Source organism: Nitratidesulfovibrio sp. 1201_IL3209, assembly GCF_036763125.1.
Lineage (GTDB): Bacteria > Desulfobacterota > Desulfovibrionia > Desulfovibrionales > Desulfovibrionaceae > Cupidesulfovibrio.
Window position 1 is genome coordinate 38,595 of record NZ_JBAIYT010000012.1, and the last position, 12,345, is coordinate 50,939.

Annotated in this window: 13 protein-coding genes; 11 read left to right on the forward strand and 2 right to left on the reverse strand. The window is 69.1% G+C overall.

Going from position 1 to position 12,345, the window contains the following annotated elements:
* Positions 1-168 precede the first annotated feature (168 nt).
* The 11 genes from V6B97_RS07680 to yjgA all read left to right on the forward strand — a co-directional run bounded on the left by V6B97_RS07680 (position 169) and on the right by yjgA (position 10,086).
* On the forward strand, positions 169-372 hold the full coding sequence (locus tag V6B97_RS07680) for a hypothetical protein (RefSeq protein ID WP_333505913.1): 204 nt from the start codon (positions 169-171) through the stop codon (positions 370-372).
* 249 nt (positions 373-621) lie between these two features.
* A complete protein-coding gene (locus tag V6B97_RS07685; protein ID WP_333505914.1) occupies positions 622-1,440 on the forward strand; it encodes a transporter substrate-binding domain-containing protein in 819 nt (272 codons plus the stop codon).
* A 243-nt stretch (positions 1,441-1,683) separates the two neighbouring features.
* Complete coding sequence (locus tag V6B97_RS07690; protein WP_333505915.1) at positions 1,684-2,697, forward strand: amino acid ABC transporter permease; 1,014 nt, start codon at positions 1,684-1,686, stop codon at positions 2,695-2,697.
* Positions 2,694-3,425, forward strand: a complete 732-nt coding sequence (locus tag V6B97_RS07695) for an amino acid ABC transporter ATP-binding protein (protein ID WP_333505916.1) — start codon at positions 2,694-2,696, stop codon at positions 3,423-3,425. The genes V6B97_RS07690 and V6B97_RS07695 overlap by 4 nt, the downstream gene beginning before the upstream one ends.
* A 508-nt stretch (positions 3,426-3,933) precedes the next feature.
* Positions 3,934-4,722 (forward strand): LysE family translocator, encoded by a 789-nt coding sequence (locus V6B97_RS07700; RefSeq protein WP_333505917.1) that lies wholly within the window; start codon positions 3,934-3,936, stop codon positions 4,720-4,722.
* A 78-nt stretch (positions 4,723-4,800) separates the two neighbouring features.
* Positions 4,801-5,214: a hypothetical protein gene (locus V6B97_RS07705; RefSeq protein ID WP_333505918.1), complete on the forward strand. Its 414-nt coding sequence runs from the start codon at positions 4,801-4,803 to the stop codon at positions 5,212-5,214.
* 353 nt (positions 5,215-5,567) lie between these two features.
* A complete protein-coding gene (locus tag V6B97_RS07710; protein ID WP_333505919.1) occupies positions 5,568-6,371 on the forward strand; it encodes a MogA/MoaB family molybdenum cofactor biosynthesis protein in 804 nt (267 codons plus the stop codon).
* Between the two features lie 309 nt (positions 6,372-6,680).
* Positions 6,681-7,970 carry an HD-GYP domain-containing protein gene (locus tag V6B97_RS07715; RefSeq protein ID WP_333505920.1) on the forward strand — a complete coding sequence of 430 codons (1,290 nt, stop codon included), beginning with the start codon at positions 6,681-6,683 and terminating at the stop codon, positions 7,968-7,970.
* A gap of 24 nt (positions 7,971-7,994) precedes the next feature.
* A complete protein-coding gene (locus V6B97_RS07720) occupies positions 7,995-8,855 on the forward strand; it encodes a UbiA-like polyprenyltransferase (RefSeq protein WP_333505921.1) in 861 nt (286 codons plus the stop codon).
* Between the two features lie 52 nt (positions 8,856-8,907).
* On the forward strand, positions 8,908-9,405 hold the full coding sequence (locus V6B97_RS07725) for a hypothetical protein (RefSeq protein ID WP_333505922.1): 498 nt from the start codon (positions 8,908-8,910) through the stop codon (positions 9,403-9,405).
* Between the two features lie 141 nt (positions 9,406-9,546).
* Positions 9,547-10,086, forward strand: coding sequence for a ribosome biogenesis factor YjgA (gene yjgA / locus V6B97_RS07730; RefSeq protein ID WP_333505923.1), 540 nt, complete (start codon positions 9,547-9,549; stop codon positions 10,084-10,086).
* A gap of 88 nt (positions 10,087-10,174) precedes the next feature.
* Here yjgA and V6B97_RS07735 read toward each other — a convergent pair whose 3' ends face one another.
* Both V6B97_RS07735 and V6B97_RS07740 read right to left on the reverse strand, forming a co-directional pair.
* A complete protein-coding gene (locus V6B97_RS07735; RefSeq protein WP_333505924.1) occupies positions 10,175-11,599 on the reverse strand; it encodes a response regulator in 1,425 nt (474 codons plus the stop codon).
* Positions 11,600-11,764: 165 nt separating this feature from the next.
* The gene (locus V6B97_RS07740) at positions 11,765-12,316 is read right to left on the reverse strand and encodes a hypothetical protein (RefSeq protein WP_333505925.1); all 552 of its coding nucleotides are present in this window, start codon (positions 12,314-12,316) and stop codon (positions 11,765-11,767) included.
* Positions 12,317-12,345 lie beyond the last annotated feature (29 nt).

Sequence of the window (12,345 nt, forward strand, 5' to 3'; positions counted from 1 at the left end):
GGCCGGCGGCCTGCATGGCTCCGGCACGTGCATCCGCAATCGTGCCGCGGGGTGGGCTGGCCACGCCTGCGGGCTTGATTTTTCGCGGGGGCTCGCCCAATATGCCGGGTCTGCTTCCGGGGCGCGGGCAGGCGTGCGCTGTCCGGAGGCGAGAAGGAGGTTGCTGCCGTGAACAGGGATGGACATCACAAGGACGGGCACCAGAAGGACGGTCCGCTGAAGGACCGCTACAGGCGCGGCTTCGTCGAGGTCGTGTGCCCCAAGTGCCGCACCACGCGCATCATCGTGGTGCCGGAAGAGCCCATGCCGCGCTGCGAGAACTGCCGCGTGGAGATGATCGTCAAGGAAGTGCTGACCGAGGGGAAGTACTAGTCCTCGCGGCGGTCTTTCGTCCCCCGGCTTGTTCTCCGTGCAGGAGAACGGGCTGCCTGCCGTGATTGCCGGATTGCCGGGCCATCCGGTGGGGACGCCTTGATGGGACGGAAATTTCAAAGCGGGCTCCCGTGGGGTCCGCGCCGCGCCCCGCGCGTTTTCGGGCGGATTGCCGACGCCCGCCGTGCGTCGGGGCGCGGCATCGCGTTGCCGGTTGTGGTTTTTCAACGATATCCGATGGAGGAACGCATGAAACTGTTCAAGCTGCTGGCCGCCATGCTGCTGGCCGTGCTCGTCGCCGCGCCCGCCATGGCCGCCGACATCGAGCTGGCCAAGAAGTCCACCCTCAACGAAATCGTGGCGCGCGGCGAACTGCGCGTCGGCTTCGACGCGGGCTACATGCCCTTCGAAATGACCGACAAGAACGGCAACTACGTCGGCTTCGACATCGACCTCGGCAAGGAACTGGCCAAGGCCATGGGCGTGAAGTTCGTGCCCGTGAACACCGATTTCGACGGCATGATCCCGGCCCTGCTCAGCGACAAGTTCGACATCATCATCAGCGGCATGACCGTGACCCAGGAACGCAACCTGCGCATCAACTTCGCCGATTCGTACATCGTGGTCGGCCAGTCGGTCATCGTCAGCAAGAAGCTGGAAGGCAAGGTCAAGACCTGGGAAGACCTGAACAAGCCGGAATACACCGTGGTCTCGCGCCTGGGCACCACCGGCGAGGAAGCCACCAAGCGCATGCTGCCCAAGGCCAAGTACAAGTCCTTCGAAAAGGAAGCTGACGGCGCGCTGGAAGTCATCAACGGCAAGGCCGACGCCTGGGTGTACGACATGCCCTTCAACGTGGTGTTCATGGCCGAGCAGGGCGCGGGCAAGGCCATCCACCTGGACAAGCCCTTCACCTACGAGCCGCTGGGCTTCGGCATCAAGAAGGGCGACCCCGACTTCCTGAACTTCCTCGACAATTTCCTGCGCCAGATCAAGAACGACGGCCGCTACGACCGCATCTACAACAAGTGGATGAAGTCCACCGAGTGGCGCGCGCAGGTGCAATAACAGGATAGTCCAGGCAGGGGCGGGCGCCCGCCCGCCCCGCCTCGCGCACGTTCCACACGGCTTCGCGCGGGCGCGGTTCCCTGCCCTGCCCCGGAAAGGGGAGACGGAGGACGGGAACCGCGCCCGCGCGAAGCCATGCGGCTTTCGCCGCGCCCCGGCGCGGCCATCCCCCCGGCGTTTCCGCCGTTCCGCACGGTTCCGCACCCGTGCCGGGCGCGCGGCCGCGCAGCAAAAGGAATCACGATGACGCAGTACAGAGGGCTGGACAAGCCCAAGGGCAGGGGATTCTTCCTGTTCTGGAAAGCCATGTTCGTGGCGGCCATGCTGGCGCTGGTGGCGTTCTTCTGGGTCGCCTCCTCGTCGGTGGAATACATCTGGCGCTGGAACCGCGTGCCGCAATACTTCTGGGTGAACGAAGCCGCGGACGTGCGCGCCGAGGCCGAGGGCGACGTCACCATCATCGACCGCCAGGGCGCCGAGCACCGCGTGGTGGTGCGCGACGCCTCGGGCGAGGAACACGCCCACCTGCTGCCCGGCGAGGGCAAGGTGCTGGTCTCGCAGGGCGACTTCGCCTACCGGGGCGACGTGCTGGGCCGCTACCAGCTGAACAAGCCCGGCATCCTCCTGGAAGGGCTGTGGATCACCCTTGAGGTCAGCGTGCTGGCCATCATCGGCGGCATCGTCATCGGGGTGGTCACGGGGCTGTGCCGCATCTCCATCAACCCCATGCTGCGCTGGGGCGCCATCGCCTACATCGAGATCATCCGCGGCTCTCCGCTGCTGGTGCAGATATTCCTGTGGTATTTCGTGGTGGGCACGCTCATCAACGCCCTGCTGGAACACGTGGGCCTCGGCGGCATATCCCCGCTGTGGTACGGCGTCATGGCGCTGGCCCTGTTCACCGGGGCCTACGTGGCGGAAATCGTGCGCGCGGGCATCCAGTCGGTGCACCGGGGGCAGATGGAGGCCGCGCGCTCGCTGGGCATGAGCTACGCCCAGGCCATGCGCAAGGTCATCCTGCCCCAGGCCTTCCGGCGCATCATGCCGCCATTGGCCGGGCAGTTCATCAGCCTGATCAAGGACTCGTCCCTGCTCGGGGTCATCGCCATCCGCGAACTGACCAAGGCCACGCGCGAGGTGGTCACCACGTCGCTACAGCCGTTCGAGCTGTGGATCGTCTGTGCGGTGCTGTACCTCGTGCTTACCTTCACCCTTTCGCTGTTCGTGCAGTACCTTGAACGCAGGGCCATCCGATGATCAACGCCACCAACGTCCACAAGTTCTTCTACACCCCCGACAGGCTGCACGCCCTGCGCGGCGTCTCGCTGTCCGTGGCCCCCGCCGAGGTGGTGGTCATCATCGGGCCCTCGGGCTCGGGCAAGAGCACCTTCCTGCGCTGCCTGAACCGGCTGGAATACGCCGACGAGGGCTCCATCCTCATCGAGGGGCGCGACATCCTGGACCCCGACTGCGAGATCAACGAGGTGCGGGCCGAGGTCGGGATGGTGTTCCAGTCGTTCAACCTGTTCCCGCACCTGACCGTGCTCGAAAACCTGACCCTGGCCCAGACCACCGTGCGCAAGCGCGGCAAGGCCGAGGCCGAGAAGAAGGGCATGGAACTGCTGCGCAAGGTGGGCATCGCGGAAAAGCACAACGTGTATCCGGACCAGCTTTCGGGCGGGCAGCAGCAGCGCGTGGCCATTGCGCGGGCGCTGGCCATGGACCCCAAGGCCATGCTGTTCGACGAACCCACCAGCGCCCTGGACCCCGAGATGGTGGGCGAAGTGCTGGACGTCATGAAGAACCTGGCCCGCGAGGGCATGACCATGGTGGTGGTCACCCATGAGATGGGCTTTGCCCGGGAAGTGGCGGACCGGGTGGTGTTCATGGACCAGGGCAGCATCCTGGAAGTGGGCTCGCCGGACAGGTTCTTCACCGCGCCCGAGCATGAGCGGACCAAGCTGTTCCTGAGCCAGATCCTGTAGGCCGCGTCAGGCCGCGTCCTTTCGCCCTCCGGCTTACCGACCCGAAGGGCGCGAAGCGTGGCCGTTAGGCGAGCTTGCGAGCCTTACGGCCATCGAGAGCAGAGCGTCAGATTTCTCCTTTTGCTCCGGTCACGTACGAGAAGAGCGCGCTGCGGTCGCCATCCGTAACATTCGCAAGGCTCATGTAACGGCTGCCGCACGCTCCCTTCGCAAAAGGCTCATCTTCCTCGCCGGAGAACGAAAATCCTGCGGCCTGGCACAGCTTGATGCGGCCCGGCCCGGCCTCTGAAAGGCAAAGGCACCGCCGCTCCTCGTGGGGTTTTGCCGGGGCATTCCACGCAATGGATGCCCCGGTTGCTTTCCTTGCGATTACCCCCCCGGAAGGGGAGCGGTGCCCCCAGTCGCCGCCAGTCGCCGCCAGTCGTCGCCAGTTGCCCCCTTCCGGCGTAACGGGTAGAGTCGCGCCCATCCGCTGCGCGTCTGGTGCACGCGGTACGAGGGATCCGTCATGCATCATGAATTTCTGGCCTTCATGGGCCTGGCCGCGCTGCTGGTGGTCACCCCCGGCCCGGACACCATGCTGGTGGTGCGCAACTCGTTGCGCGTGGGCGCGCGGGGCGGCGTGGCCACCACGTTCGGCTGCGTGTCGGGGCTGCTGGTGCATGTGGTGTGTTCCGGCCTTGGCGTGTCCGCCGTGCTGGTGCATTCCGCCGCCGCGTTCGACGTGGTGCGCCTGGCGGGCGCCGCCTATCTGGTGTGGCTGGGCGTGCGCGCCCTGCACGGCGCGTGGAAAGGCGGTGCGCCAGTGGCATCCATTGCGCATGACGCGCCAGTCGCGCCCTTTGCGTGCGGACAGGTGGATGCCGATGGCGCGGCGGCGGACGGTGCCGTCGAAGGTTTCGCCCCGACCCACTGGCGCGACTATCGCACCATGCCGCGCGCCACGCCGCGCGGCATCGTCCGCCGGGCATGGATGGAAGGTTTCCTGAGCAACGTGCTGAACCCCAAGGTGGCCGTGTTCTACTTGGCGGTACTGCCCAACGTGGTGGCCGCCGGAGGCATGGCGGCCGACGTTGCCGCCTCCGGGGCGGGCGCGCTGGGCGGCGCCTTTGCGCGGGTCTGTCTGTTCGGCGGCATGCAGGCCGTGGTGGCCGTGCTGTGGTTTTCGTTCCTGTCCGTTTCCGTGCACCGGGCGCGCGCCACGCTGCTGCGCCCCGGCGTGCAGCGGGCCCTGGAAGGCGGCGTGGGCGGGCTGATGGTGGGCTTCGGCCTGCGGCTGGCCCTCGATCGCGGCTGAGTCATCCGGGTCCATCTGCCCGCACCGGTGCATGACCACGCACGGCCCTGCCGTGCGGCATCCTCAACGGAGGTTCCCATGCGGCGATGTTTCGTGCCGGCCCTTGCCCCGGCCGTCCTCATGCTGGCCCTGCTGCTTGCCGGGTGCGCCGCGCGCGGCGGCCTGTCGCACGTGGCCACCGACCCGTTGCTGTCGGCCTGCCAGAAGCGCTGCCAGCAGGACGACGAGTACGGCGTGCTCACCCGCAACGGCTGCATGCGCGGCTGCGAGGCCGCCCAGGTGCGCTTTCCGCTGCGCGGCAGCCACTACCTGTCCGAGGAAGCCTGCATCCGGGGCGTGAACAGCCTGAACGTGGAAGAGCAGTTGCGCGTCATGGACGCCTACTGCGAGGACACCTGGGTGACCATCCACACCCGCAAGGGCTGCAAGGATGCCGCGCAGGCGTTCTATGGCGCGGTGGGCGAGCATTTGTGCCGCCCCGACGCCCGGTAGGGCCTGTGCCTCTATGGTCTTTTTGCCCTCTGCCTTCCGACCCGAAGGGCGCGAAGCGTGCCCGTTGGGCGAGCGTGCGAGCCTTACGGGCATCGTGCGCAGAGAGGTCAGAATGATTTTTTATTCCGGTCGAATACGAGAAGAGTACGCGCTGCGGTCGCCATCCGTAAGGCTCGCAGACTCGCCTAACGGCTGCCGCACTTCCTCCATAAAAAATCATTCTTCCTTGGCAGAGAACAAAAATCCTCATAGGGCCAACAGGCCCTGACCGCACAAAACAAACGTTCCGTTCGCGCCTCCGGGGGGAAGTCCGAATCATGTCCATGCCACACGACGCATGCAGGGAGGCCGCCATGGGCGACGACCGCGTGATGCTTGATGTTGCCACCATGCCCGTGCCCGAAGGGGGCATCATCGCGCTTGCCGCCGGGCCGGTGGGCCTGCCGGGGGCGCTGCCCGCGCTTGCCGCGGTGCAGGCCGACGTGGTGCTGGGGCTGGCCGTGGGCGCCACCCTGCACGATTCCACGGGCGATGTCCTGTTCCGGGTGGTGGGTCGCACCCTGCTGCCCCGTTCCGGGTCGGCGCATGCGGGGGCCTGCGTGTTCGTGGAAGCCCTGCGCGACGAGCCGGGCGGCCGGGTGCTGCAACTGTCGGTGCGGCGCCGGGGGCGCGCCCTGGCCTGGGTGACCCTTTCCGACAAGGGCGCGGCCGGGCTGCGCCAGGACGCCAGCGGCCCCACCATCGCCGAGATGGTGCGCGGGGCCATGCCGCTGTGCATCGAGCGCGGCTACCTACTGCCCGACGACGGCCAGCGGCTGCGCGCCCTGCTGGTGGACCTGGCCCTGACCCAGGGCTACGACCTCATCCTGACCACCGGGGGCACCGGCATCGGCCCGCGCGACGTGACGCCGGAAGCCACCCTGTCCGTCATCGAACGGCGCCTGCCCGGCTTCGAGCAGGCCATGATGGCCGCGAGCCTCGTCAAGACGCCCAATGCGGTCATCTCGCGCGCCGTGGCGGGCACCCTGGGCGGGGCGGTCATCGTGAACCTGCCCGGCAGCCGCAAGGCCGTGGCCGAAAACCTCGCCGCAGTGCTGCCCGCGCTGGCCCATGCGCTGGACAAGTTGCAGGGTGATCCTGCCGAGTGCGGCGGCTAGGGGCTGCCTCTAGCTTGTCTTTTTGCCCGTTGGCTTCGTCAAACTTCGCCTGCCATGTCGGTCAAATACGATAAGAGTATATTCCCTCATGGCAGGCTCGTTTTCCTTGCCAACGAACAAAAATCCTAAGCTAGAGACAACCCCTGGGAGCGATACCAATTTCCGCATGCCGGGGGCATGCGCCACGGCAACCATCTCCAACCATTTTCAACCATCAACAGGCACCGCACGGCATCCGGGCGACAGGGGACAGCGCAGCGCATTTCGGGGGAAAGCGCGGCGCGTCCGGCGTCCGGCCGGGGACACCTCATGCAGCAGTCTTTGCAGGTCAGGCTCATCGACCTGACCGTGGCCTTTTCCCGTGCGCTCGACCTGGTGAGCCCGGCCGTGGCCGCGCATCACGTGCACGTGGGCTTCATCGCCGCGCGCCTGGCCGAACGGCTCGGCCTGCCAGACAGGGACAGGTGCGAACTGCTGCTGGCCTCGCTGATGCACGACGCGGGCGCGGTGCCGCTGAAGGCGGCGCTGGAAGGGCTGATATTCGAGCAGGACATGGATTCGCACTCCCGCGCCGGGGCCGTGATGCTGGGCACCTGCCCGCGCCTGGCCCAGGCCGCGCGCCTGGTGCGCCATCACCACGCCCCGTGGTGCCACGGCAGGAAGGAGGACGGCGTTCCCGCCGCCGCCCACATCATCCACCTGGCCGACAGGCTGGACGTGCAACTGCGGCGCGGCGAGGACCCGGCCCGCCAGTTCCCCCGCGCCATGGAACGCCTGGAGCGGGGGCGCTCCGGCCTGTTCCGGCCCGACGCGCTGGACGCCCTGCACGACCTGACGTCCGACCCGGACTTCGCCGCCGGGCTGCGCGCGCCGGAATGCCACTTGCACACCGGGCCGGGCGGTCGGCTGGAGGAGGAAACACTGGACGCCGACGGGGTGATCTCGTTCTCCGCGCTGTTCTCGCTGGTCATCGACTCGCGCAGTCCCTTCACCGCCACCCATTCCAGCGGCGTGGCGGAAACCGCGCGCCTGCTGGCCCGCTGGGCCGGGTTCGACGGCCCGCAGGGCAAGGCCCTGTACGTGGCCGGGCTGCTGCACGACATCGGCAAGCTGGGCGTCCCGCTGGACATCCTGGAAAAGCCGGGCCGCCTGGACGACGGGGAAATGGCGCGCATGCGCCGCCATGCGGAGCACAGCATGGACATCCTGGCCTCCGTGCCGGGGTTCACCCAAGTGGCCACCTGGGGCGCGCTGCACCACGAGCGCATGGACGGCAGCGGCTATCCCTACGGCCTCGCGGGCGACGACCTGCCCCTGCCCGCGCGCATCGTGGCCGTGGCCGACGTGTTCACCGCCATCGCCGAGGACCGGCCCTACCGGGGCGGCATGCCGCCGGAGGCGGCCCGCGCCGTGCTGCGCGAGCAAGCCCGCGACGGCAAGCTGGACGGCGAGCTTGTGGACCTTCTGCTCTCGCGCTACGAAGAAATGGACGATGCGCGCCGCCAGGCGCAGGAGCGGGCGCGCGATGAAATCGGTCTGGTGCGCACGGCCCTGGAACACGAACCCGACGATGCCACCTGCCACGAATCGGCCGCATAGCCAAACGAACCGGACGGACGCCACATGAATCCCTTTTCGCGCATCGCGGCCATCTGCCGCATGATCAAGATCGAACACTCGGTGTTCGCGCTGCCCTTCGCCTATGCCGGGGCCTTTCTGGCCGCCGGGGGCTGGCCGGGCCTGGTGCCCATGCTGCTGCTCACCGTGGCCATGGTGGCCGTGCGCTCGTTCGCCATGGCCTTCAACCGCCTGGCGGACCTGAAGTACGACAGGCTGAACCCGCGCACCGCCAATCGCCCGCTGGTCACCGGCGAGATTTCCGTGGCCTGGACCTGGGCCTTCACCGTGTTCATGGCCGTGCTGTTCGTGGCCGCCTGCGCCGGGCTGAACCGGCTGTGCCTGTACCTTGCCCCCTTCGCGCTGCTGGTGGCCGCCTCGTACAGCCTGCTGAAGCGCTTCACCTGGCTGTGCCATTTCTTTCTGGGCGGGGTGCTGGGCCTGGCCCCGGTGGCCGGGTGGATCGCCGTGGACCCGCAGTTCACGGTGCCCGCCGTGCTGCTGTTCTGGGGCGTGCTGTTCTGGGTGGCCGGGTTCGACATCCTGTATTCGTGCCAGGACATCGAGTTCGACCGGTCCGTGGGCCTGCACGCCGTGCCCGCGCACTTCGGCCTGCCCGCCGCGCTGGTGGTCTCCGGCTTCTGCCACGCCAACGCGGCTATCTTCCTGCTGCTGGCGGGCTGGTCCGCCTCGCTGGGCTGGCCGTGGTACGCGGTGTGGGCGGTCATCGCCGGGGTGCTGGCCTGGGAACACCGCATCATCAGCCCCGACGACATGTCGCGGGTGAACATGGCCTTCTTCACCCTGAACGGGGTCATCGCCTTCATGGTGCTGGGGGGCGTGCTGCTGGGCCTGTACATGGGATAAGGCGAGCCGGTCGCAGGCCGCGTTTCCTGTGTGTACCGCCGGGAGGTCTTGCATGCGACTGACCATGGCGCAGGAGTACAACCGCCGCAGGGTGCAGGCCATGTACGGCTGGCAGGTGGCGGTGCCCGTGCCGCACGACGGCATCGGCATGGACGGCGAGGCGGCCGGGCGGCTGCGCGAGGCCGCCGCGCAGGTGGCCGCCGATGCGGGCGTGCCCGTGGCGTTGGTGGCCCAGCGGCTGTTCGACTACGCCTACCGGCTGGAACCCACCGGCACCCTGGTGCTGGTGGTGGGGGTGCCCGAGCGGGGCGTTGAACTGTTCGTGGAGATGGGCGCGCAGCACTGGCGGCCCGTGCAGCCCGGCGAGCGGAACGCGGACGGAGAGCGCCGGGAGGGCGAGTCCGACGCCAGCGGGCGGGACGGGGGCGGAGCCGAAGGCTCCGTGGACCCGGATGGAATTTCCGATGCGCCCGCAGTCCCCCACGGGCTGCCCGTGGTGGAACTGGCCGACCTGCTGGCCTACCTTTCGGGTGGTCGGCGCGGCGGGTAGACCCGGCGTCGCCCGCGCGTCCGCCCGCATTCGGCACGGTCGGCCCCGTGCAGCCGCCCGTCCCCGCAACTCCGGGGGCGGCGTCATTCACGCATATACAGCACGCAGACACAGCCCACAGACACAGCAAGGAGAACGCGCATGGCGCGACGCAGGATACCCGATGCCCTGCCCCCGTCCGGGGTGGCGGCCGACAACGACATACGCGACGTGAGCCGCTCGCAGAAGAAGCGGGAAAGCAACGCCATGCAGGCCCTGGGCGAGGAGTTGGTCCGCCTGCCCGTCTCGAAGGTGCGGTCCATGGGCCTGCCCGGCGACCTGGAACGGGCGGTGCTGGAATGGCATGCCATGCCCACGCACGAGGCCAGGCGGCGGCAGTTGCAGTTCATCGGCCGGGTCATCCGGGAAGGCGACTGGGAGGCCGTGGCCGCGCAGATGGGCGAGGTGCGCGCCGTGAAGCAGGCCGAGGACGACGATTTCCACCGCATCGAGGAATTGCGCGAGGAATTGCTGACCGCCGGGCCGGACCGCCTGCACCCCTACCTTGAACAGTGGCCCGACGTGGACCCGCGCCACCTGCGCCTGCTGGTGCGCGACGCGCTGGCCGAGCGCGCGGCGGGCAAGCCGCCCCGCGCCGGGCGCGCCCTGTTCCGGCTGCTGCGCGACGTGGCGGAAGAATAGCCGCTGCGTTCCTGCCGTCTTCGCAATGAAAACGCGCCGGGTGCTTCCGCATCCGGCGCGTTTTGTCGTCGGTTTCGCCAGGGATCGCCTAAATACCCGCCTGCCGCCACACCTTCAGGGTATGCCGGGCCACGGTGAGCACGTCGTGCAGCACGGTGCCGCCCAGCATGCGGTCCAGCAGTCCGGCGGATTCCTCGTGGCCGTCCACGTCGATGCGGCGCGGCGTGCCGAAGCGGCCCAGCATGCGGCGGTGCAACTGGCTGCCCAGTTCCGGATCGGCCCCGGACAGGGCGCGGCACACGGCGGCGGCGGTGCGTTCCGGCGCGCTGGTGAACTGGCAGGCGCGGGCCACGTGCTCGTGCAGGGGGGCGCCGGGGGTCAGTTCGCGCCCGGCCAGCAGGGCGGCGGCGGCATCGTCGATGCGCCCCTCGCGCAGCAGGCGCGCGGCTTCCGCCAGCAGGGGGTTGGGCGTATCGCGGGGCGCTTCGGCCAGCAGTTGGGCAAAGACCTGCTGGGCGCGCCGCCACTGCCGGGCGCGGGCGTAAATCTCGCCCGCGCGGCGGCGGAATTCGTGGCTTTTGTCCATGTCGCCCTTGCCGCGCCAGGCGTCGGACATGCCCAGGCACGCCTCGGCATGCTGGGCGTTGCAGCGCAGGGTGCGGCCAAAGGCGGTGATGGCCTCGTCCCACTGTTCGCGCAGCAGGTGGGCCGTGCCTTCCAGGAAATGGATTTCCGCCTCGCCGGCCGCATCGGTGGCGGCGGTGGCGAACCGCTCCAGGGCCAGGTCGAATTCCTGGTCCGAAAGCAGGCGCGCGCCGTCGGCCACGGCGCGGGTGGCGCCCGTTTGCAGCGCGCGGCGGGCGCGCAGCAGTTGCCCGTCCAGGGCGGCCAGGGTGTACGGGCGGCCCAGGAAACCGCTGCATCCCGCGCCGATGGCCGCCAGCACGGCCTCGCGCGTGGCCGCGCCCGACACCACCAGCACCGGCAGGTCGAGCAGGCGCGGGTGCGCGCGCACCAGCCCCAGGAATTCAAGGGCGGTCATGTCCGCCAGGTGTTCGTGGCAGATCACCACGTCCACGACGGGGCGCGCGTCGTCGTCGTCGGCGGCGTGCGCGCTGCGCTGCCGGGCCAGACGCCGCGCGGCGGCGGCGCCCGAGGTCAGCACGCTGATGTTGCGGGCGCCCGCCAGGCGCAGGGCGCGGCGTTCCACCGCGCTCAATTCCTCTCGCGGGGCCAGGATGAGCGCGTGCGCGAATCCGTGCGCGGGAAGGGCGTCCGCGTTGGGCGCGTTGACCGGCAGGCTTTCGGTCCGCACGGCCTCCACCAGGTCGGCAAGGCTGGCGGCGCCGCGTCCCGCCCTGCGCCATGTGGGCTCCACGCCAAGGGCCGCGAGGCCAGTGGCGGTGATGCCGTCGCCGGGGCGCAACGCGCGGGGCAGGGGGGAGCTTGCAACCACCGCCGCCGTAGCGACCAGGCGGGCGGGGGACGTGCTGTGTCTGGGGGCGGAGTGCATGCCGGTCCTTCCTTTCGGGGCCTTGCCCCGTGTACCGGATTCATCGGCGCGGCGGCGGGAAACTTTAGCGCGGGCGGTGCGGTACGGTGCACGCCGCCCGGCCCCGGAACGACGAAGGCCCGCGGGAAGCGGGCCTTCGGATGCGTCCGGCATGCGGGCGCGGGGTCATTTGACGAAAGGCAGCAACTTGCCGGTGCGGATCGGGCGCACGGCCTGCGCGCCGGGAGGCGGCGCGTCCGCGGCCAGGCCGTCGCCAGAGCCGAGACCGGCTGCGCGGCCCGCCATTTCGGCAAGCCCGGCAAGGCCGGTGCGTCCGGCATCGTGGGCCGTGGCCAGCGCCGCCCCCAGCCCGAAGCCGGGCACGGGCATGCCGTAGTGCGGTTCGCGCTCGTGCACGGTGCCGCAGGTGGCGCACCGCCACATTCCCTCGTGGGCGGCCAGGCGCACCAGCACGCCGTCGCGGTTGTAGCAGCTCTGGCAGAACGGCCCCTGCTTGATGTTGCCGGTGATGAGCCAATAGCAGAACCCGTCGAAGACGAGATTGCGCGACAGGTAGAGGATGTCCTCGAATTCCTGCACCTGCATCTTCAGCATGGTGTTTTCGTCGCACAGGGAAACGTAGCGCGACTGCATCTCCATCAGCAGGTGGCGCGCTTCCTCGGTCTTGCCTTTCATGAACAGGTCGTGGATTTCCTTGAATCTGTAATAGTCGAGCATGGCCGCACCTCTGCGGGATGGGGAACCGG

Excerpts from the sequence above, each read along its gene's own strand:
- V6B97_RS07685 (WP_333505914.1), top strand. The coding sequence starts at position 622 with ATGAAACTGTTCAAGCTGCTGGCCGCCATGCTGCTGGCCGTGCTCGTC.
- V6B97_RS07690 (WP_333505915.1), top strand. The coding sequence starts at position 1,684 with ATGACGCAGTACAGAGGGCTGGACAAGCCCAAGGGCAGGGGATTCTTC.
- V6B97_RS07695 (WP_333505916.1), top strand. The coding sequence starts at position 2,694 with ATGATCAACGCCACCAACGTCCACAAGTTCTTCTACACCCCCGACAGG.
- V6B97_RS07700 (WP_333505917.1), top strand. The coding sequence starts at position 3,934 with ATGCATCATGAATTTCTGGCCTTCATGGGCCTGGCCGCGCTGCTGGTG.
- V6B97_RS07705 (WP_333505918.1), top strand. The coding sequence starts at position 4,801 with ATGCGGCGATGTTTCGTGCCGGCCCTTGCCCCGGCCGTCCTCATGCTG.
- V6B97_RS07710 (WP_333505919.1), top strand. The coding sequence starts at position 5,568 with ATGGGCGACGACCGCGTGATGCTTGATGTTGCCACCATGCCCGTGCCC.
- V6B97_RS07715 (WP_333505920.1), top strand. The coding sequence starts at position 6,681 with ATGCAGCAGTCTTTGCAGGTCAGGCTCATCGACCTGACCGTGGCCTTT.
- V6B97_RS07720 (WP_333505921.1), top strand. The coding sequence starts at position 7,995 with ATGAATCCCTTTTCGCGCATCGCGGCCATCTGCCGCATGATCAAGATC.
- V6B97_RS07725 (WP_333505922.1), top strand. The coding sequence starts at position 8,908 with ATGCGACTGACCATGGCGCAGGAGTACAACCGCCGCAGGGTGCAGGCC.
- yjgA (WP_333505923.1), top strand. The coding sequence starts at position 9,547 with ATGGCGCGACGCAGGATACCCGATGCCCTGCCCCCGTCCGGGGTGGCG.
- V6B97_RS07735 (WP_333505924.1), bottom strand. The coding sequence starts at position 11,599 with ATGCACTCCGCCCCCAGACACAGCACGTCCCCCGCCCGCCTGGTCGCT.
- V6B97_RS07740 (WP_333505925.1), bottom strand. The coding sequence starts at position 12,316 with ATGCTCGACTATTACAGATTCAAGGAAATCCACGACCTGTTCATGAAA.